Origin of the sequence: Candidatus Tisiphia endosymbiont of Sialis lutaria (assembly GCF_964026535.1) — a bacterium.
Taxonomy (GTDB): domain Bacteria; phylum Pseudomonadota; class Alphaproteobacteria; order Rickettsiales; family Rickettsiaceae; genus Tisiphia.
In genome coordinates, this window is record NZ_OZ032153.1 from 667,997 (window position 1) to 688,089 (window position 20,093).

At 31.4% G+C, this 20,093-nt stretch carries 20 protein-coding genes; 10 read left to right on the forward strand and 10 right to left on the reverse strand.

What is annotated here, in order from left to right; genetic code table 11:
- Positions 1 to 13: 13 nt before the first annotated feature.
- The 3 genes from hemW to rpoH form a co-directional block, all read right to left on the reverse strand.
- Positions 14 to 1,303, reverse strand: a complete 1,290-nt coding sequence (gene hemW, locus AAGD20_RS03260) for a radical SAM family heme chaperone HemW (RefSeq protein WP_341749436.1) — start codon at positions 1,301 to 1,303, stop codon at positions 14 to 16.
- A 318-nt stretch (positions 1,304 to 1,621) separates the two neighbouring features.
- Positions 1,622 to 2,101: a hypothetical protein gene (locus AAGD20_RS03265; protein WP_341749366.1), complete on the reverse strand. Its 480-nt coding sequence runs from the start codon at positions 2,099 to 2,101 to the stop codon at positions 1,622 to 1,624.
- 424 nt (positions 2,102 to 2,525) lie between these two features.
- Positions 2,526 to 3,407, reverse strand: a complete 882-nt coding sequence (gene rpoH, locus AAGD20_RS03270; RefSeq protein WP_341749367.1) for an RNA polymerase sigma factor RpoH — start codon at positions 3,405 to 3,407, stop codon at positions 2,526 to 2,528.
- Between the two features lie 131 nt (positions 3,408 to 3,538).
- Between rpoH and AAGD20_RS03275 the strand changes: the two genes are divergently transcribed.
- A complete protein-coding gene (locus tag AAGD20_RS03275) occupies positions 3,539 to 4,111 on the forward strand; it encodes a cytochrome c oxidase assembly protein (protein WP_094649145.1) in 573 nt (190 codons plus the stop codon).
- A gap of 76 nt (positions 4,112 to 4,187) precedes the next feature.
- On the forward strand, positions 4,188 to 4,979 hold the full coding sequence (gene map, locus AAGD20_RS03280) for a type I methionyl aminopeptidase (protein WP_341749368.1): 792 nt from the start codon (positions 4,188 to 4,190) through the stop codon (positions 4,977 to 4,979).
- 67 nt (positions 4,980 to 5,046) lie between these two features.
- On the opposite strand, the gene AAGD20_RS03285 is transcribed toward map, so the two are convergent.
- Positions 5,047 to 5,232: a hypothetical protein gene (locus tag AAGD20_RS03285; protein ID WP_341749369.1), complete on the reverse strand. Its 186-nt coding sequence runs from the start codon at positions 5,230 to 5,232 to the stop codon at positions 5,047 to 5,049.
- Between AAGD20_RS03285 and AAGD20_RS03290 the strand changes: the two genes are divergently transcribed.
- From AAGD20_RS03290 to AAGD20_RS03300, 3 genes are read left to right on the forward strand one after another with little or no spacing between them, the layout of a single operon-like run.
- The gene (locus tag AAGD20_RS03290; protein ID WP_341749437.1) at positions 5,162 to 5,668 is read left to right on the forward strand and encodes a RadC family protein; all 507 of its coding nucleotides are present in this window, start codon (positions 5,162 to 5,164) and stop codon (positions 5,666 to 5,668) included. The genes AAGD20_RS03285 and AAGD20_RS03290 overlap by 71 nt on opposite strands.
- Complete coding sequence (locus tag AAGD20_RS03295; protein ID WP_341749370.1) at positions 5,665 to 6,684, forward strand: UDP-phosphate alpha-N-acetylglucosaminyltransferase; 1,020 nt, start codon at positions 5,665 to 5,667, stop codon at positions 6,682 to 6,684. Before AAGD20_RS03290 ends, AAGD20_RS03295 begins: the two co-directional genes overlap by 4 nt.
- The gene (locus AAGD20_RS03300; protein ID WP_341749371.1) at positions 6,665 to 6,985 is read left to right on the forward strand and encodes a DUF721 domain-containing protein; all 321 of its coding nucleotides are present in this window, start codon (positions 6,665 to 6,667) and stop codon (positions 6,983 to 6,985) included. The genes AAGD20_RS03295 and AAGD20_RS03300 overlap by 20 nt, the downstream gene beginning before the upstream one ends.
- Here AAGD20_RS03300 and AAGD20_RS03305 read toward each other — a convergent pair whose 3' ends face one another.
- From AAGD20_RS03305 to trxA, 4 genes are all read right to left on the reverse strand, one after another.
- On the reverse strand, positions 6,986 to 10,291 hold the full coding sequence (locus AAGD20_RS03305; RefSeq protein WP_341749372.1) for a palindromic element RPE2 domain-containing protein: 3,306 nt from the start codon (positions 10,289 to 10,291) through the stop codon (positions 6,986 to 6,988).
- Between the two features lie 74 nt (positions 10,292 to 10,365).
- Entirely contained in the window at positions 10,366 to 11,142 is a 777-nt protein-coding gene (locus AAGD20_RS03310) for an ABC transporter permease (RefSeq protein ID WP_341749373.1), read from the reverse strand.
- On the reverse strand, positions 11,142 to 11,879 hold the full coding sequence (locus tag AAGD20_RS03315) for an ABC transporter ATP-binding protein (RefSeq protein WP_094649138.1): 738 nt from the start codon (positions 11,877 to 11,879) through the stop codon (positions 11,142 to 11,144). Before AAGD20_RS03315 ends, AAGD20_RS03310 begins: the two co-directional genes overlap by 1 nt.
- A 16-nt stretch (positions 11,880 to 11,895) precedes the next feature.
- Positions 11,896 to 12,219 carry a thioredoxin gene (gene trxA, locus AAGD20_RS03320; RefSeq protein WP_094649137.1) on the reverse strand — a complete coding sequence of 108 codons (324 nt, stop codon included), beginning with the start codon at positions 12,217 to 12,219 and terminating at the stop codon, positions 11,896 to 11,898.
- A gap of 334 nt (positions 12,220 to 12,553) precedes the next feature.
- Here trxA and AAGD20_RS03325 point away from each other — a divergent pair, with 334 nt between their 5' ends.
- Positions 12,554 to 13,321, forward strand: a complete 768-nt coding sequence (locus AAGD20_RS03325; RefSeq protein ID WP_341749374.1) for an N-acetylmuramoyl-L-alanine amidase — start codon at positions 12,554 to 12,556, stop codon at positions 13,319 to 13,321.
- 91 nt (positions 13,322 to 13,412) lie between these two features.
- Here the strand turns inward: AAGD20_RS03325 and AAGD20_RS03330 are convergent, their stop codons facing one another.
- Positions 13,413 to 14,246 carry a pyruvate, water dikinase regulatory protein gene (locus tag AAGD20_RS03330; protein WP_094649726.1) on the reverse strand — a complete coding sequence of 278 codons (834 nt, stop codon included), beginning with the start codon at positions 14,244 to 14,246 and terminating at the stop codon, positions 13,413 to 13,415.
- A gap of 393 nt (positions 14,247 to 14,639) precedes the next feature.
- Between AAGD20_RS03330 and hemE the strand changes: the two genes are divergently transcribed.
- Positions 14,640 to 15,659, forward strand: coding sequence for a uroporphyrinogen decarboxylase (gene hemE / locus AAGD20_RS03335; RefSeq protein ID WP_341749375.1), 1,020 nt, complete (start codon positions 14,640 to 14,642; stop codon positions 15,657 to 15,659).
- Positions 15,637 to 16,740: a ferrochelatase gene (gene hemH / locus AAGD20_RS03340; protein WP_341749376.1), complete on the forward strand. Its 1,104-nt coding sequence runs from the start codon at positions 15,637 to 15,639 to the stop codon at positions 16,738 to 16,740. The genes hemE and hemH overlap by 23 nt, the downstream gene beginning before the upstream one ends.
- 301 nt (positions 16,741 to 17,041) lie before the next feature.
- On the opposite strand, the gene AAGD20_RS03345 is transcribed toward hemH, so the two are convergent.
- The gene (locus tag AAGD20_RS03345) at positions 17,042 to 18,091 is read right to left on the reverse strand and encodes an IS110 family transposase (RefSeq protein WP_341749377.1); all 1,050 of its coding nucleotides are present in this window, start codon (positions 18,089 to 18,091) and stop codon (positions 17,042 to 17,044) included.
- Between the two features lie 204 nt (positions 18,092 to 18,295).
- On the opposite strand from AAGD20_RS03345, the gene AAGD20_RS03350 reads away from it, so the two are divergent.
- Positions 18,296 to 18,643: a hypothetical protein gene (locus AAGD20_RS03350; protein ID WP_341749378.1), complete on the forward strand. Its 348-nt coding sequence runs from the start codon at positions 18,296 to 18,298 to the stop codon at positions 18,641 to 18,643.
- 126 nt (positions 18,644 to 18,769) lie between these two features.
- Positions 18,770 to 20,074, forward strand: a complete 1,305-nt coding sequence (locus AAGD20_RS03355) for an MFS transporter (protein WP_341749379.1) — start codon at positions 18,770 to 18,772, stop codon at positions 20,072 to 20,074.
- The last annotated feature ends 19 nt before the right edge of the window (positions 20,075 to 20,093 follow it).

Sequence of the window (20,093 nt, forward strand, 5' to 3'; positions counted from 1 at the left end):
TTTTATGTAACTTCTATTGTGAAAACAACCTTGGTACTATATAGCTATGTAACATTAGACCTTTATCTGTAAGATTAATATGACCTTTATCGCCTAATTCCTCATCCCACTGGAGTAAACCTAGCTTTTTATAGTATGTTGCCTTTTGTATATCCAAAATCTCAAATAATTGTTTACTAGTTCTTTTTTGTATAAGGTCAATATTTAGACCATTTTCAAGACGTAGTCCCATCATCAACATTTCTTCGGTTATTTCTTGCATAGAAAGTTTATTGATATGTTGAACGCCACAGCCCAAGCTCTTAACAGTTTGCAACCATTTTTCTGGCTTATGCCACATCATGATACTATAGAGATTAGATGTAAAATCACTATAGTCAATTGATGAGAAGTTGGTGACGTCGTCGCTCAATGCTCGCCTATTACTTATAGGCGTCGCTCCATCGTTCCTAGCCCCAAATTCTCCTGAATTAACTATATCGTACATATTAACTCTACTATGGGCACCTGGGCCTATACCTAGATAATTATCATATTGCCAATATGTCAAATTATGCTTACATTCATGACCTAATATAGCATAATTTGATATTTCATACCTAAGATATCCTTGTGACTTTAAGTATAAATTAGTCCATTCATACTGATCAGCTGCTTGATCTGAGCTTGGTATAGTCAAATTCCCATCGTTAAACAATTTGTAGAATAACGTACCTTTTTCGATGACTAGTTGATATAACGAGATATGACCTGAGGCAAGTTGCATAGCATTGGTTAGTTCGTCTTGCCAACTTTTTAGAGTTTGGTTACTTCTTGCATAAATTAGGTCAAAAGATATTCTGGGAAAAATGCGACGAGCTGTCTCAATAGTTTTGATTGCTTGCCCCACATCATGTTGTCGCCCTAAACTCTTTAAGTCATTTTCCACTAAAGACTGAACGCCAATTGATACCCTATTTATTCCAGCTAATCTAAAGTCTTTAAATTTCTCGGTCTCAAATGAAGTAGGATTTGTTTCTAAAGTAATTTCTGTGTACTCATCTATTGTTGCTAGATTTGCTATTTTGCTAATGATTCCTTCAACAACAAATGGCTTCATTAAAGATGGGGTGCCACCACCAAAAAAAATAGATTTTATATATTTATGACCTATAGTATCCTTGAAATGATTCAGTTCCAACTCATAACATTTCAGCCAATCATTATGGTCTACTTTATCTGAAACATGAGAATTAAAGTCACAATACGGACATTTTGATAGACAGAATGGCCAGTGTATATATATCGATAATGGTTCTTTCATGTTTATATAGTCAATTGATGAGAAGTTGGGGACGTCGTCGCTCAATGCTCATAAGCGTCAGTTTAAGAAAATAAAGTAAAAAAGTCGTCATTGCGAGCCACCGTAGGTGGCGTGGCAATCCATTTCTAATCACTTTTCTGGATTGCTTCGTCGACCCTACGGTCTCCTCGCAATGACGACTTTTTTACTTTATTTTCTTAAACTGACGCTTATGCGTTCCATCGCTCCTAGCCCCCAATCCTCCTAAATTGACTATAGCTAACCAGATTAGCATTTATCCATAGTAAACTAACTTAATCCCGGATTAGCCATATAAAATTACTTACCTCGTGACCCACATACTCCTGTACCACAACTAATCCCAACGATATGTACATTGTTAGGATTAATAATATTTATATCCACCTTATCATTATTATTACCACATAGAGCAAGATCAATACTACTACAGTTTTTAGCTACTATATGACCTTTGGTATCTTCACTTACATCACATCCCTTAATCTCTGGTCTAATGCTGCCGGGTGCATAATCAATGTGAAATGTAGGAGAAATCGGTTTGCCATTCTCATCCACAAAGCTGGCACAACTCCGTTCACTACCACCCATTCTTTGATTGGGTAAATCAAAATGACACTTTGCATAGGGTGCAAAATTCCAACTATTCTCAGTAATTTGTGGACATTGGTCTGAACCTAATTTATTAGTCACGTCCTCTTTTTTCTGATCGGCATAACTGCTAAAAGATAACATCACACCAACAACGAACACCACATGGGATAAAGACCATATTTTCATACTTATATCTCCTTAAATTAACAATAACTATCGACTTTGCGACGATCACTAATTAATTGATCCAATCGTCCATTATTATCTTAGCATAAAAATTTATTGTTGTCAATGATATTTACAACAATAACTGCATAAAATATTGAAAAACTACCATTTTATTTAAAATTTCCTTTGTCATTGCAAGACCACGCAAGTAGGTCGTGGCAATCCATTTTTGGTTACTTTTATGGATTGCTTCGTCGGCTAACGCCTTCTCGCAATGACGCATATGCACGTAGGCGGGAATCTTTAGATCCCTGCTTTCGCAGGGATGACAATTAAGACAAGCAGAGATGACACTAAGTCGAGCAGATATGACAGAAAAATGAGTTGCTTCGTCGACCTTACGGTCTCCTTGCAATGACGACTGATATATCTAAATAGACTTTTAAACAGGTTTTGGCATTTGCTGAAGTATAAAGTTTTTTACTTTCTCAAAAGCGGTGTTTTCAATCTGTCTAATTCTTTCCTTAGAAATTTTATATTCTATACTAAGAATATCGAGGGTTTTTGGGGAATCTGTTAATTTACGCTCAGTGAGAATATGTAATTCACGATCATTTAAGATCTTCATCGCTTGGGTTAACAAGTTATGCTTATTAGCAGAATCTTCTTGGCTAATCAATCTTAGCTCTTGACTTGGGCGAGTTTCTGGTAAAAATTCAATTAATTCGCTACTACTATTATCATCACCATTTACTAAATTGTTCAATGATAAGTCCGGACCAGATAATCTAGCATTCATTTCACTAACTTCATTGGTAGTCACTCCAAGTTCTTGAGCAATTTGAACAAAATCTTGATCTGTGACAGCCCTTGAATATAGGTTGGCAATTTTATGCTTAATTTTACCAAGGCTAAAGAATAATTTTTTTTGTGCTGCTGTAGTACCCATTTTAACCAAAGACCAAGATCTCAAGACATATTCATGGATTGAAGCTTTAATCCACCACAAAGCATAAGTAGACAAACGAAAACCTAAATCAGGATTATATTTCTTTACTGCTTGCATAAGACCTAAATTCCCTTCTGATACAAGCTCATTTAGAGGTAGTCCATAATTTCTATATCTAATGGCAATTTTTGCTACTAATTTCAAGTGGCTAGTTACTAACTTATGTGCAGCTTCTAGATCATTTTGTTCAAGATAGGCTTTAGCAAGTAAAAATTCCTCCTCTTGTGACAGTGATGGAACTTTATTAATTTTTTGCAAATATTGATAAAATCCTGATTCTGCAGAAATTACTGGCACACTGATTTTGTTAGTCATATAATACCTTAAAATAGGTTGTTTTATTAAAACGAGTATATAATATCATAAGTTTAAGATATTTTAAATAGACTTTTCGTAAAAAGTTAAAATTTGATTTTTTACAATAGAGCTAATCCAAATAGAGAGAAATGTTTACAGATTCTAATAGACGTTCCAATAGGAAGTTTGCCTTAGCCTTAGTTAGCTTAGCATTTAGTATGGTTTTTTTAAGCTTTGCATCGATACCAATTTATAATTTATTTTGTAAAGTCACTGGTTATGGTGGCACCACCGTAAAACAGGAATTTAATATATATTCCCCTAAAAAGGGAACTAGAGTGATAACTATAGAATTTGACTCTAATGTTGATAGTAATTTACCTTGGCGATTTATTCCTAAACAAAGAAGGGCTACAGTTATTCCAGGACAAAATACACTAATTTTTTACGAGTCTGAAAATCTAAGCAACGATGATATAATAGGAACTTCCGTTTATAATGTTACACCCAATAAAGCCGGTAAATATTTTGTTAAAATACATTGTTTTTGTTTTGAAGAACAGTTATTAAAAGCAAAAGAGAAAATGTTAATGCCCGTAACATTTTTTATAGACTCTGATTTTGAGGAAGATAAAGAAATGAATGATGTTGAGACAATAACTCTATCTTATAGCTTCTATAAAGTCAGGGTTGTTGAAAAAGATCCAATGAAATTCAAATAATAATTTAAAAAAGTGAAAATTTAGTATATATTTCTACTTTCAATAGATAATTTTAATAAAAAAAGTTAATTATTTTATGACTATAACCATTCATACAGCCGAAGACTTTAAGAAAATGCATATTGCAGGTAAACTTGCTGCGGAAACCTTAGATTTCATTACTAATTATGTAAAACCAGGGGTAAGTACCATTTATTTAAATGATCTTTGCCATGACTTTATTGTATCCAATAATGCAATCCCTGCACCTTTAAACTATAATGGCTTCCCAAAATCAATTTGCACTTCTGTTAACCATGTAGTATGCCATGGTATCCCAAATGATAAACTCCTTAAGAATGGTGATATCATAAACATTGACGTTACCGTAATTGTTGATGGATGGTACGGTGACACTAGTAGAATGTTTTACGTTGGTGATGTAGGAATTAAAGCAAAACGCTTAGTGCAAGTTACTTATGATGCTATGATGATAGGAATTGAACTAGTGAAGCCAGGAGTACATTTAGGAACTATCGGAAATGCTATACAAACTTATGTTGAGAAGCATAATTATTCAGTTGTTAGAAATTATACTGGTCACGGGATAGGGCGTATATTCCATACAAAACCGGATGTTCTACATTACGGGAAAGTTGGCACTGGCTTGGTATTAGAAGAAGGTATGTTTTTTACTATTGAACCAATGGTAAATGCTGGACATCACTCTACCCATCTAAGTAAATTAGACGATTGGACAGTTACCACAAGTGATAAATCATTATCAGCACAATTTGAGCATAGTTTGGGGGTAACCAAAGATGGTTTTGACATTTTTACTTTGTCACCAAAACACTTGACATATCCACCTTATAAAATAGATTTATAATAGAACAATATGAAAGATGATACTCCTCATTATATTGGACATAGACAACGTCTAAGGCAACGTATTGTTATGTCTGCAGAGAATCTTGCGGATTATGAATTACTTGAAATGATATTATTTCTGTAATACCTAGAAAAGATGTAAAACCATTAGCGAAGGAATTACTAACGCGATTTGGTAGTCTGGCTGATTTAATAAATACAGATAAAGAAAAACTACTTAATATTAAGGGGACTAATGATAATTTATACATAAATTTTGTTACTATGCGTGAATTAACTAATAGAATGCTAAAACAAAAAGTAATAAATCAAAATGTCATTAGCTCTTGGAGCATTCTAATAGATTATCTGAAAGCAACTATGGGTAATATGAAGACAGAACAGTTTCGTATCTTATTTCTAAATAAAAAGAATGTCCTGATTGCTGATGAAGTTTTAAGCCAAGGAACCATAGATCAGGCAACAATATATCCAAGAGAAATAATTAAAAGAGCTTTATTTAATGAAGCTGGTGCAATTATATTAGTACATAACCATCCAAGTGGTGTGAGCAAACCTTCAAATACTGATATAAAACTAACACACAAAATAGTAGAAACTTGTGCTAATGTGAATATATCTGTTCATGACCACGTGATTATCGCAGCTAATGAATATTTCAGTTTTAAATCTAATATGTTGTTATGAGTGATTTTATTAATTATAGTTTTTTATTTTTGTTATCTTTTATAGCAACAAGCTTTTTTACTTGGCTATTGATTTTCAATCTTCCCTCTTTTGGAATGGTGGATATACCGGATCCACGTAGAGTACATAATAGAATTACACCAAGAGGAGGTGGGATTGCTATAGTAATAGTGGTAATAGTTGGTCTTATCTCTTACGAATATTTTACAACAAAAGCACTAATAAATTCGATTAAAATTTTACCTTTATTGCTGATCATTTCTACAATTTCATTTTTAGATGATCTTATCTCCGTTCCCGTATTTATAAGACTAATTATTCATATAATTTGTTCTACAATAAGCATTGTATTCTTTTTATCTCCGGCATTATTATTTCATCATGAATTACCATTATATATTGATTTTGTACTATCTATAATATATTTGACTACCTTTTTAAATATCTACAATTTTCTTGATGGGATAGATGGTATTAGTGGTGCCGAATCTATTCATTTATCTATCACTATATTGATACTTTGTTATTTAAAGTATGATACAATAATAAATACAAATTTTATAATTATACTTAACATCATTATATTGGGATGTTCGATAGGTTTCTTGATATTTAACTGGCATCCTGCTAAAATCTTTATAGGGGACGTAGGTAGTATAAGTTTAGGATTCTTACTAGGTTTATGTTTGTTACTTATTTCAGCTTCTAGTATTGATTTGTTTATTGCTTCATCTATTGCTAGTTTATATTACATGACAGATGGAGGACTAACTATATTAATTAGGCTACTTAATAAGGAGAAGATTTGGCAACCTCATTTAAAGCATTTTTTTCAAAAAGCAGTGAAAAATGGTAAAAGTCATAGGGAAGTAGTGTGTAAAATTATAATATGCAATATATTGCTGATGGTATTATCCATCACTTCTCTGCATTTTCCTTTAGTATCAACTATTTTTGCTGTATTAGTAGTAATGGTTACAATCATTAATTTTGCCCATGAAACCACTCAGCCATGACATCAACATAATTATTAGACGAATCTTTGGCAAACAGCACCCATTGCTTGCAGAAATTATGATTAATTGGAGTAAGATTGTTGGATCAAAATTTAGTAGCAAAACTATTCCTCTAAAAATAGTTAAAGCTAAAGAGAAAGGACAGTTAATAAATATTTTACACGTACAAGCAGAAAATTCAAGCATCGCCTTAGAAATATCATACTATCAACAGATAATCATTGAACGTATTTCAGTTTATCTAGGTTTTAAAGCTATACATAGCATAAAAACTACAATATATATACCGTTGAGGAATTAATCATAGTTTTTCCTGCAGAGAATTTTGTTCTAAACGACTCTTAAGCCCTATGAAATCGACTATTTTTGCATCTTGCTCCTGGCAGGCACAAGTAAAAATATATCTATTTTTGTCTGTAATTTTTTGAATACATTGCCCACAAATGCCTTTCATCATACACTGCATAGGAGAATTAATGCTTACTATTAGTTGGGGTTTTTTACCAAAAAAATCATCTTTTTTATCTCTTATAGCTTGCATCATTTCTGAAACACCGGCGGCTATTATCCTATCTATAGCCAAATTCTCCCAGAGAGAACAATACCCCATTATAGCATACAGCAAATTACCCTTAACACTAATATCTTTCGACCGATTTTTTGATAAAATCCCCTCTTCACAACACCAAACTACTATATCAGCTGATTCTTCAATTTTTTCTTGATAAAATCTATCTTGTAAATTTTTATAACCAGCAAAATATATAATTTTACAATTATTATTTTTAAGAGCCTTGGCTATTGAGCATAAAACAGCATTTCCAACCCCTCCTCCAATAAGAACTATATTACTATCTTTCAATATCTCAGTTGGCTTACCATTAGGTCCCATTAGTACTACCTGCTCATTTTTCGATAAATATCTACATAAATTACTTGATTTACCACTTTGCCAAACTATCAAATGAATTAACCCATTTTTTGAATCAACATAAGCTCCAGCAATAGCCAAAGGTTCAATAATTTTTGCAATATCACTAGAATAATTTTGCAAACGGAAAAATTGCCCTGGTTGAAAATTCTTAGCAGCAAGAGGAGAATGTATTACAAGCTCTACTATCTTATCAGATAGAATATTAACCTCTTCAATACGACTCGTTAATAGATAATCTAGTTTAGCAAAGAAATCTATATAACTACCAGGAAAAATTGGACTATTTTTGGTAAGTTTTTCTCCTATATTTTTATATCCCTCTTTACTACTTGCTATGGCTTTAACCACACTTCCAGAGTATAAAGGATTACAATCACCAAAATATGTTACATTATAGTCAATTGATGAGAAATTGGGGACGTTGTTACTCGTCGCTCGCCTATTAGTTATAGGCGTCGCTCCATCGCTCCTAGCCCCAAATTCTCCTGAATTGACTATATCTTCTAAATGATTATTTACTACCTCTTTATCGATACCTATTGCCATCAGTACAGTTCGTGCCTTAAATTTTTTTCTTACACCTAAATTATCAAACTCTATCGATTGGGTATAGTTGTACTGATCAACATCAATACCTAAAGGTATCATATCCTCAACAAATTTTACACCATCCCCTATAGCATACATCACTTCCTCAGGGTTTAACTTATAGGCAGGAGAATCTTTTAATTTACCCCTATAACAAATTGTTACTCCGCCTAATTCGTCTAGGATTTGCTTGATAGATTGTCTAGTTTGTGCTTTCTTAAATAATTTTGCATGCAAAATAAATTCTTCAGCTATTAATCTATCCTCATTTGTCCAATGTTGCTCTGTGTGCTTTTTACCATTCTTTACAACTGATAACTGATAGTTCTTTAGAAACTTTTCTACTTGTAATTTATAATAATTTAAGCTTTCAGTTGCTGCATCAATAGCGGTCAATCCACCACCAATAATGATAATAGGCATCCTGATAAGTAAATTAGTGATAGATTGCTCTAAAAAAGCTCCTCCTGATTGCAAGGTCATTAGAAAGTCGGAAGCTGTTCTAACACCTTTTGCAAGAAAATTTCTCATCTCAACGATTTTGGGTTTAGCAGCCCCAGTACACAAAGCAACATGATCAAATCCCAAATGGTATACCTGCTCCATAGTTATATTGCTATCCAGGCTTACACTACCAAAAATCTTAAACCGACTATTTCTTTGTAACATCAGACGTAATATCGTCAAATTATTTTTATCCCATCTTGGAGTAATACCATATTCAGCTACTCCGCCAAAGCCTCCTGGTATTCTCTCTGATAAGTTTTTTTTATAATCAGACCAATATTTAATAGGTTGGTTAACATCAAAAGGCAATGGGGTGATTTTTAAACCATCTATGGCTACTACATCATGCCCATCCCGTAATAAATAATGACTTAAACTAAAGCCAGCTGGTCCTTGACCAACTACTAAAACCTTATAATTAGTTGGAAGATTTGGTAAAGGAGCAAAAATGTTAAGCGGATTCCAATTGGTAAGTAATAAATATATTTCTACCCCATAAGGCAGAAGCAGAGTAGTCCCTAAGATATTAGATTCAACAAGAGGAATATCCACAGCTTGTTGCTTTTGATAGATGCAAGCATTGGAACAATCATTACAAATTCTGTGACCAGTAGCAGCTACCATTGGATTATCAATGATAATAATAGCAAGGGCAGCTAGATTAAATCCCTTTGATTTTACATAATTCATCTCAGAGATTTTTTGCTTCAGCGGACATCCTGACTTTGACAGCATACTCTTCTGATTTGAGTATATTGCTGATAATAACCCTTTAGAACATGAATCTTTTTCTTGTTTATGACAATAGATACAATAATGAGTATTATTTAAAACCACATCTAGATTGGACGTAGAATCTAAATAATCAAATCCTATTCTTGCATTGTTTCTATACTTAGCGACTTTTTCATGGTCTATTAGATTATCTTTATCTATTTTTTGGGGTAGAGAAAATAATTGGCTTTCAACATTATTGTAAACCATAAAAGCCGCATATTTTGCTGCTATATCTAACTCAAAAGCATATTTTTCAGCATCTAATTGCCATTCCATTACTTGACGAGCAAACTTATTTGTAAAATCACTTTTGTCATTCTCATACACTCCTTTGTCATTCCCGCGTAGGCGGGAATCTATATCCCTGCTTTCGCAGGGATGACATATACTACATGGATAACATTCTATTCCCAGAAGTTTTTTTAGAGAATTTGACACATTAGTAAAATCAATCTCCTGTAATTTTTCATAAGGATATTTTTTTACCGCGATACACTGAACAAATTTTCTCTTACATTCATAAATTAGATCAAACTCTTTATGACTAAATCTTATATTGGCTATTTCTTGCTCTATAGCAAATAATTCAGCTAAAAAATCATCTAAAATAGGTGAAATTTCTAATAAAAAATCTGAGTAATATTTCTGATTAACTTGCTCAGGATTGGCTCTTAATGATAAAATAATTTGATAGAGAGAATGATTATTACTACGCAGGAAATTTAAAAAAATGTTATCTAATTTTTTTAGACCTTGTAAATTGTTTAAATCAGCAAAATTTAATCCAAAAGCAAGTGTCATATAGCTGATCCTTTAATGTACTATGAGACTTTAGTTGTAAAATTTGCACTATCTTGCAATTATTGATTAAAACATCATACATAATATATGACATTTTTAGCAAAAAACCTATAACTAATATAACTAAAGAAGGTAACAATAACAGCTACAATAATAGACTTGATAATCATGAATGCATCTGGCAGTATTCCTTCTGTTACTAGGAATTGAACTGGTCTTATAACAAGAAAAATAGGATTAATTTCAAAGAGTATCCTTTTTGATTCTGGTACCATAGAATATGGATACACTATTGGTATACTCCAATATACAACACTAAAAATTAGATTTAAAATTTGAGGAACATCTCGTATATATGGGGTTAAAAATGCAAAGGCAATAGAGCTACTACATACAGAAATAATTAACGGTAAGACAAGAATTGGCACAAAAAATATATTTACACTAAGTCTTTCAGGATATAAGATGATAAAAGCTATATACATAGCTGCAAATGAATAAACTAGAGTATAAACTTGTGCCAAACTATCCGATATAGGAAAGATAGTTCTAGAAATTATGATCTTTTTTATAATTCCACTACGACTAATTAATGAATTTGATGATATATTTAAGCTAGTAGTAATAAAAGTCCATAATGGTATAGCTCCAACTAAATTCATAATCATTGTTTCTCTTGGTTGTTTAAGTAAAAATCCAACAAAATATGAAATAGTTATTATATAGACAAAAGGCTGAACTAACCCCCATAATGAACCCAAGAAAGAATCTTTATTTTGACGAGATATAGAAGCTTGGGTTAATAATATTACTGCCAACCAGTATTTTTTGGAAAAAAAATACTTTAACATTAGTAATTCCCACTATTATAAATTTCTAATATTTCACTTGGATTGCCATCCGCGATAATACTACCTTCCTTTAATAATATACATCTATTACAATTATCCCTAATAATATTTTCCTGATGACTTACTAATATTAGAATTGGTATATTTTGTAACTTATTCTTCATAAAATTAGTAGATTTTTCAACAAAATAACTATCACCAGTAGCAAAAATTTCATCTAGCAAAAGAATATCTGCATCTTGAAAAACCGATACAGAGAAAGCTAATCTTGATAACATACCAGAACTATAATTTTTTACTGGTAAATCTATCTTACTACCTAGTTCAGAAAAAATTATAATCTCTTGTTCTAATTCTTTACTGTATCTACTTAACATATTATTATAAAGCATAAGCATTTTAATGTTTTCTCTGCCAGTTTGTTCTAACTCAAATCCTATGCCAGTCTCAATGATAGCGGCAAAATCACCATGAACTTTAACTGTTCCAAATTTTAATGGATAAATTCCAGCAATTACCTTAAGCAAAGAACTTTTTCCAGAACCATTACTACCAATAAAGGCAATTCTTTCACCTGTTTTACAGGAAAAATTTATATTATTTAAGATAGGAATTGACGAAGGAAAAATACTACCACCTTTAATAAGAAAACGCCTTAAGCTTTCTACTCTTTGTTGATTGTTGATTCCTTCAACAAAACCATCAACTATTTCTATAGATACTAGTTTAGACGTCATATACTAAAAACATGATTTACATTTTTATTGAAGAATCAATCCATTCTTCAATAGCATTTTTAGGAAATAACCCAGTCTTAGTAGCTAATTGTTTGCCATCTTTGAATAGAATCATCGTAGGTATAGCACGGATACCTAAACTTGAAGGTATATTAGGATTTTGCTCTATATCCATTTTAACAATTTTTACCTTTCCTACCAATTCCTTACTCAATTCTTCAAGAATAGGAGTCAACATTTTGCATGGTCCACACCATTCAGCCCAAAAATCAACTAATACAGGATCAGTAGATTGTAAAACTTCTTTATCAAAAGAATCATCTGTTATATTACTTGTCATAGTCCCTTAATTATTTAGTTATTAAACACACTAATATATCATAAATTTTAAGATACAATAGTTCCTACATATTAGCAATAACTTGTTGCACAAGCCAAGATTATAGTTATACTTTTTTAAGTATAGCTATCCGATTAGCATTACTCTATCTATTATCAGGGGGCATAATTTTATGAAGCAAACCATTTCTGATTATTTTCCTGGGTTACTTCATCGTTATTAATTACTAGCTTCTGACTAATAGACATCTAAATTTGGTGTAATGTTATTTGGTTAGCCATATGTACATATTTAATACTTTCAAGAAAATTAAAATTATCATGAGGAGGATCAAATGAGTAAGCAAAATAATGGTATTAGTCGTACTAATCATTGTAAATTTTCTGCACCTAGAGAAGGAATAGAACCAAGTTGTGTTGTGCTAACCTATTCAGTTAGCCCAACATTAGACCAAGCATCAATTGCTTTGCAAGGAAGAGGAGCAAGTGTACATTACATAATAGATAAAGATGGTAAACAATATCAATATCATAATGACTTAGAGTCAAAAACATTTTTTGCCGGCAATAGTAGTTGGAAAGGACAAGAAAAAGTTAATGATTTTGGCATATCTATCATGCTTGTTAATGATTCAGAAAGTAATTTTACATCTTCTCAAATAGACAGATTAAAAGCATGTCTTACAGATATTAAAGAAAGATATCCTGATTTAAATATTAAGGATGATCTTGTTGGTCTTGGTGAAGTAGCTGAAAAACATGTGGCACCTGGAAAACTCTTTCCTTGGAAAACTCTTGCAGAAGATGTTTTTGGTAAATTTATAGACACTACAAAAGAACAACAAGAAAAAATACTAATACGCAAGGATGCTCAAGGAGAAACAGTTTCTAATGTTCAATCTCAGTTAAAAAATCATGGTTATAATATTTCAGTTGATGGAATATGTGGTAACAAAACTGTACAATGGTTTGAGAAATTTAATGCACGATATGTCCCAAAACAAGAATTATCAAACAGTTGGTCTGAAGCAGATCAATATGTTTTAGATAATCTTCATCCTAATCCTGTCGTTGATTTAGTAGGTGATTCTTTAATCATATAACAATATGTAATTCGAGCGTCATTGCGAGGAGAATGGATTGCCACGACCACTATGTGGTCTCGCAATGACCTCTTGTACTTTTAAACATTCGCTATTTAGCATAATTTGTTAAAACAGACTTATTACGATCATAATAAAGTTTCATAATCACAGAAGCAGTTTCTTCTACAGATCTTCTTGAAACATCAATTACCGACCATCCTTGTTGTTCGCAAATTTGTTTTACTTGCATACATTCTTCCTGGACTACTTTAAAATTAGTATAGCTAGTATTATCACTTATCTGTAAAGAATGCATTCTAGTTTCTCTTATTTCAATCAATCTAGCTGGATCAATAACTAAACCAATTATAAGTTGTTTTGTTACATTTCCTAAAATATCTAAAAATGGATAACCATGTATATAAGGTATATTTGCCGTTTTAAATCCATTATATGCTAAATATACAGAAGTAGGTGTTTTTGACGTTCTAGAAGGACCAACCAGAATAATATCAGCTTCGTCTAATTCACTAGTCATCTGACCATCATCATGTCTAAATGTATAATCAATAGCATGAATTTTATCAAAATAACTTTCATCAAATTCATAATCATAAACTAAACTTCCTTCTGTTTCTACACCTAAAAAAGCTGAAATTTCTTTTACGATTCTACCTACGACAGAAATACAAGGAATTTTCAAATCATAACAAAATTTAGTTAAATTTCTTCTTAGTTCATAATCTAAAATAGTGTATAATACCAAGCCTGGCTTCATTTTAATTTTTCTCAAAACCTCATTCAACAATTCTACATTTCTTAACATTGGCCAATGATATAATTTTGACTCAATTTTACTAAATTGTGACAAAGCAGTATGAGCTGCATGCTTAACTGCTTGTACTGAAGAGTCTGAAACCAAGTGAATAACTAGCTTGTTCATAACTTATTAGTATTTGTGGATAATTTTTTATTCATACTTTAATATCTATATTAAAATTAACCAGTAATTAGGTATATATATCATGTATCAAGAGGTTAATAACCTATAAAATACAAAGAATAACTTTGTGGATAATTTTGTGTGTAAAATGCTAGATATCCAATATCCATCACGTTTCCTAACTTTAAACACATAAATTACTATAATTATCCACTTAAAAAATAATTATATAAATAATGTGAGTAATAATTACAATCAATATATTATACTAAGTAATTTAACAATAAAAAATGTGTATAACTACGTGTATATATAATATATCTACATATAAACAATCTCTACAACAACTAAAAAAATACTATATAACTATATAGATTAATATGGACTATATTTATGAACCAGATATTACAAACTTTTAAGAAAAATAATAATTATACTCCAATTTGGCTAATGCGTCAGGCTGGTAGATATTTACCTGAATACCAAAAAATAAGAAAAACTGTTAGTGGTTTCCTAAATTTATGTTATGATGTTAATAAGGCTGTAGAAGTTACCTTACAACCCATAAGAAGATATAATTTTGATGCAGCTATAGTTTTTTCTGATATTCTTGTTTTACCTGATGCACTAGGCTGGGATGTTAAATTTGAAGAAAATATAGGACCAATATTACGTAAATTTCAATCAAAAGAAGATTTTAAATATCTTAAAGAAAATTCTAGTGAAAAATTAAATGTAGTTTATGAGATAATAAATAAAATTAAAGCAAATTTGCCAACTGATACTGTACTAATAGGCTTTGCCGGTAGTCCATGGACGGTAATGACTTATATGCTTGAAGGAAGAGGTAAACAAAATTTTGAGACAAGTAAAAGATTTATTTATGAAAATAATAATTTAGCACAAGAACTTCTAGACTTTATCACTGAGAAGACTATTATCCACTTAATAGGACAAGTAAGAGCTGGAGCGGACTTAGTACAATTATTCGATTCATGGGCAGGGATATTAGAAGAGACAGAATATGACCAGTTTGTTATACAACCAACAAAAAAAATAGTAATAGCTTTAAAAGAACAATTTCCTTACTTACCTATTATAGGTTTTCCAAGAGGTTCTGGGCTTTTATATGAAAAATATATTAATAATACTGGTGTAGATGTTATTGGGGTGGATCAATTTGTACCGGTTAGTTCTATGAAATTATGGAGCGAAAAAATTATTGTACAAGGTAATCTAGATCCTTTTATATTACTTACTAATCAAGAGATTATTGAGGAAAAAGTTAGTAAAATAATTTTAAATTTTAAAAAAAAGAACTTTATATTTAATCTTGGACATGGTATATTACCAAATACACCAGTTGAAAATGTTGAGTTTTTAGTTAATTATGTCAGAAAATTTAGATATTAAAATCTCTCAAAAAAAAGTAGCTATTGTACTTTTTAATCTTGGTGGACCAGAGAGTTTAAGCTCAGTTAAGCAGTTCTTATTTAATTTATTTTATGACAGAGCGATTATTAATCTACCAAATCCTCTAAGATTTATTATTGCTAAAATAATATCAATTACCAGAAATAAAAAATCTCAAAAAATATACTCTCTAATAGGTAATAAGTCACCTATTTTACAGGAAACAGAATCTCAGAAAGATGCCATTATAGAAAAGTTAAAAAATACTATAAATGATGATTTTAGAGTTTTTATAGCAATGCGTCATTTTTTCCCTAATTCTGAAGAAGCTGTAAGAAGAATAAATGAATATAATCCTTCAGAAATAATATTATTACCATTATATCCACATTTTTCTAGCACTACTACTGGGTCTTCGATTAAAGATTTTGTATCTTCTTTCCAAAAAAATATACATTCAAATTTAGATATACCAATTAAAACTATTTGTTGTTATCCCATTGATGATCAATTTATTAAATCTCACTTACTGTTAATAAAAAAATCATTAAAAAAGTTAAAAAACAAAGATATTTTTCGCATATTATTTTCAGCTCATGGATTGCCTACAAAAATAATAAAAGCAGGTGATCCTTATCAATGGCAAATTGAAAAAACCGTAGAAAATATAGTGTCTAATCTTAACATAGATAATTTAGATTATAAAATAACTTATCAAAGCCGTGTTGGTCCGGTGGAATGGTTAAAACCTAACACAGAGGATGAAATTGAAATAGCTGGTAAAGAAAATAAACCTCTTATAATAGTTCCAATAGCATTTGTATCAGAGCATGTTGAAACATTAGTAGAATTAGATATTGAATATAGAAAAATAGCTGACAAATATGGGATAGAATATATTAGAACTCCCACTGTGGGGGTAAATGAATTATTTATTAATAGTCTAACTAAGATGATATCAAATTTAATTGATTGTGGAGAAGAAACGAAAAACTTGATATGTAGTTCAATTAACAAGAAAATATGTCCTGGTAATTTTACTATGTGTCCTTGTATAGTCATGTATGGACTTACCCGATAATGCAAGAAAAAAATAATATATAACAGCAAAAAAATCGAATGCAGTCATGTATCCGGCTTATAGTCAATCAATTACTTTAAATTTACCCTATAGCCCTGATGGAATTCGCTGGCTTACAAACTTATACTTATCATTTCATCGACTTCTAACGAGCCATTGGATTGTTCAGTTTTTTCGTAAGCTAAGGTTCGTCTTATTTACCATCAATATTATCATTCTTTCGCATATTCCGGATTAGAATCTATTAAATTTCTATTTACCTATAATATTATCTCGTCAACAACTAGTTTGTACCAATTCTTTAGCTACAAACTTTACTCTCGGTATAATCATTGCCTGAACTGAGTACCGCAAACACCACCCTTGCTAGTTTATTAGCTACTGCAACAGTTGTTTTATTATGCCCACTTCGTTCAGATAAATTAAACATCCACTCGGTAAACTTGCTATAATCTTTTTTAGATTTTTGCTCTTCCGTGGTAAATCTTATTTTACTATTCAGTACTGCTCTTGCTCCTTGAATCAACAAAGTGCGTAAATATATATCACCTCTTTTACTAATGCCAAGCAACTTATCTTTGCCACCACTAGAATGTTGCCTTGGTACTAATCCTAGCCATGCTGATAATTGCCTGCCATTTTCAAAACAACTAGCATTACCTATTGACGCTATTAAGGCTGTAGCAGTAATTAACCCTATACCTGGTATCGTCATTAGTTGTTGGTGATTACTATACTGGCTAGCTATAATTTTTAATCTTTGTTCTAATTCTTTTATTTTTTTATCATTCTCTAGAAATTCTTCTTTTAACTCACTAAACGTTCGATAACTTAGCTGGCTTAAACCCTCTTCATCTAAAATTTCAGTTAATTTTGTCATAATCTTATTGATTCCTTGCGGTATAACAAAACCAAATTCATGTAATAATCCCCTGATCTCATTAGCAAGTGCAGTACGATTTTTTACCAATCGTTGCCTTACCCTATGAATAAATAAAATATCTTGTTGCTCTACAGTTTTGATAGGCACAAACCTCATATTAGGTCTCGCTACTGCCTCACATATTGCTTCGCTATCTGCTTGATCATTTTTATTAGTTTTAACATAAGGCTTAACAAATTGTGGAGCTATTAGTTTTACAGTATGACCTAATTTTGTTAATTCTCTTGCCCAATAGCTAGCTCCACCGCAAGCTTCCATGCCTACTAGACATTTTGGTAAGTTAGCCATAAAAGTTAGAACCTGCTCTCTCATTAATTTTTTCTTTAATATTGTCTTACCATTTTTATCTACACCGTGAATTTGAAAAATTCTTTTTGCAATATCTATACCAATTGTGGTAACTTCCATATGGGCCTCCTTATTGTTGTTTAGGATTCATTTCCTATCCTAGAAGATTAGCATATGCTTCTCATTCTGTATATAGGGTAGGTCCATACCATTATTTCAGGAGAATTTGGGGCTAGGAACGATGGAGCGACGCCTATAAGTAATAGGCGAGCGACGAGTGACGACGTCACCAACTTCTCATCAATTGACTATACCACTGAAACTATGCCGCAAACTGTTGAACAGGCAAGAAAACATTACGCTATTTCTAGTGATAATGTTGCCAGCCAAAATATCATTGAGGCAAATGAGGTAATAGCTGAAAAAGTGGAAGAATTGCATAGGTTGGATACAATACATCAACAGCTACTTTGTACAGAAGAGAGCATAAAGCTAGAAGTGATGAACTATATGCAATTCCATATTTACCTAAAAATGGGGGATAATGTTCTTGTCTCATGGAAAAACTACACCAGCAGAACATTTGACCTAGCAAAGTTCAAAGGTGATTACCCTGAGCTATATAGCGAATATGTCAAAGAAATTTCTCCCAGACTGTTCAAGCTTTATTGAGCGTTAGTTGTGGTAATAGTATTACAATTAAAAAATTATTAATTTCATTTGTAATATTATTAGTTTTTACTGTTAATCTTATTTTCTTTTTGTTATCATCAACATTTAGTCTATTGATGAGAACAAATGATAAGGTATCCACAACAACAAACAAGTTTTAAAAAAGAACAAAAAGAAGCTGTAGGGTTACTATCAATAGGAACCTTCCTTGAATATTTTGATTTGATGATTTATGTTCATATGGCAGGGCTTCTTAATGAATTATTTTGTGAACCTACGGATATTCATACAAACTCTTTAATGCTAGCTTTTTCCTTTTGTGCTACATTTGTTTTTCGACCTATTGGAGCCTTAATATTTGGTTGGGTGGGTGATAATATCGGGCGTAAATCAACAATTATCATCACAACTTTTATGATGGCACTTTCATGTATTGTTATGGCTAATTTGCCTACTTATGCACAGATAGGAAGTGCAGCGGTTTGGGTAATGACCATCTGCCGGGCTATTCAAGGTATATCTTCTATGGGTGAAATAGTAGGAGCAGAACTTTATGTAACAGAAATGCTTAATCCACCAATACAATATGCAAGTGTAGGGTTAATGGGAGCTTGTGCTTCTCTAGGAACGTTAGCGGCTTTAGGCATTGCCTCACTTGTTACTTCTAATATTCTTAACTGGCGGGTAGCATTTTGGATTGGTGCAGCAGTTGCCTTAATTGGTTCTGTTGCCAGAACCAAACTTAGAGAAGCACCAGACTTTGCTGATGCCAAACGTCGAATACAAAAAATTTTTGAGAGAACTAATACCGATACACGTATTTTAGACCAGCTTGCTTGGCAAGAAAAAGTTAATAAAAAAACCGTAATAGCTTTATTTTTATTACAATGTGCTTTACCATTATGTTTTTATTTTACTTATATACATTGTAGTAATATTTTAAAAACTAGCTTTGCTTATACAATGTTTGAGGTTATTAATCATAATTTTATTGTCTGTCTAATGGAGCTGTTAACCCTATTAATATTATCTTATTTAAGTTTAAAAGTCTCTCCATTATTAATTATAAAAATTATACTGCTAATATTTTCTATTTTTATGATATTTTGTCCGTATTTGTTGAATAATCTTAATTCGCCTCATCAATTATTTCTGATTCAATTCGTTGTAGTTTTATTTGAGAAATGTATAAGCCCTGCTACTCCCATTTTTTTAAAAAGCTTTCCTGTATTTAAACGTTTTACCTGTGCTAGCATAACATTTGCTGCATCTCGTACTTTGATGTATGTTATTAGCTCCTTTGGTTTTGTCTACCTTACTGAATATTTTGGCAATTGGGGAATATGGTTTATTATGATTCCGACAATTATCGGTTTTGCTTATGGATTATTGTATTTTGAAAAATTGGCAAAACCAGCTGAAATCACCTAATCAAATAATATGCATAGTC

Excerpts from the sequence above, each read along its gene's own strand:
- hemW (WP_341749436.1), bottom strand. The coding sequence starts at position 1,303 with ATGAAAGAACCATTATCGATATATATACACTGGCCATTCTGTCTATCA.
- AAGD20_RS03265 (WP_341749366.1), bottom strand. The coding sequence starts at position 2,101 with ATGAAAATATGGTCTTTATCCCATGTGGTGTTCGTTGTTGGTGTGATG.
- rpoH (WP_341749367.1), bottom strand. The coding sequence starts at position 3,407 with ATGACTAACAAAATCAGTGTGCCAGTAATTTCTGCAGAATCAGGATTT.
- AAGD20_RS03275 (WP_094649145.1), top strand. The coding sequence starts at position 3,539 with ATGTTTACAGATTCTAATAGACGTTCCAATAGGAAGTTTGCCTTAGCC.
- map (WP_341749368.1), top strand. The coding sequence starts at position 4,188 with ATGACTATAACCATTCATACAGCCGAAGACTTTAAGAAAATGCATATT.
- AAGD20_RS03285 (WP_341749369.1), bottom strand. The coding sequence starts at position 5,232 with ATGTATAAATTATCATTAGTCCCCTTAATATTAAGTAGTTTTTCTTTA.
- AAGD20_RS03295 (WP_341749370.1), top strand. The coding sequence starts at position 5,665 with ATGAGTGATTTTATTAATTATAGTTTTTTATTTTTGTTATCTTTTATA.
- AAGD20_RS03300 (WP_341749371.1), top strand. The coding sequence starts at position 6,665 with ATGAAACCACTCAGCCATGACATCAACATAATTATTAGACGAATCTTT.
- AAGD20_RS03305 (WP_341749372.1), bottom strand. The coding sequence starts at position 10,291 with ATGACACTTGCTTTTGGATTAAATTTTGCTGATTTAAACAATTTACAA.
- AAGD20_RS03310 (WP_341749373.1), bottom strand. The coding sequence starts at position 11,142 with ATGTTAAAGTATTTTTTTTCCAAAAAATACTGGTTGGCAGTAATATTA.
- AAGD20_RS03315 (WP_094649138.1), bottom strand. The coding sequence starts at position 11,879 with ATGACGTCTAAACTAGTATCTATAGAAATAGTTGATGGTTTTGTTGAA.
- trxA (WP_094649137.1), bottom strand. The coding sequence starts at position 12,219 with ATGACAAGTAATATAACAGATGATTCTTTTGATAAAGAAGTTTTACAA.
- AAGD20_RS03325 (WP_341749374.1), top strand. The coding sequence starts at position 12,554 with ATGAGTAAGCAAAATAATGGTATTAGTCGTACTAATCATTGTAAATTT.
- AAGD20_RS03330 (WP_094649726.1), bottom strand. The coding sequence starts at position 14,246 with ATGAACAAGCTAGTTATTCACTTGGTTTCAGACTCTTCAGTACAAGCA.
- hemE (WP_341749375.1), top strand. The coding sequence starts at position 14,640 with ATGAACCAGATATTACAAACTTTTAAGAAAAATAATAATTATACTCCA.
- hemH (WP_341749376.1), top strand. The coding sequence starts at position 15,637 with ATGTCAGAAAATTTAGATATTAAAATCTCTCAAAAAAAAGTAGCTATT.
- AAGD20_RS03345 (WP_341749377.1), bottom strand. The coding sequence starts at position 18,091 with ATGGAAGTTACCACAATTGGTATAGATATTGCAAAAAGAATTTTTCAA.
- AAGD20_RS03350 (WP_341749378.1), top strand. The coding sequence starts at position 18,296 with ATGCCGCAAACTGTTGAACAGGCAAGAAAACATTACGCTATTTCTAGT.
- AAGD20_RS03355 (WP_341749379.1), top strand. The coding sequence starts at position 18,770 with ATGATAAGGTATCCACAACAACAAACAAGTTTTAAAAAAGAACAAAAA.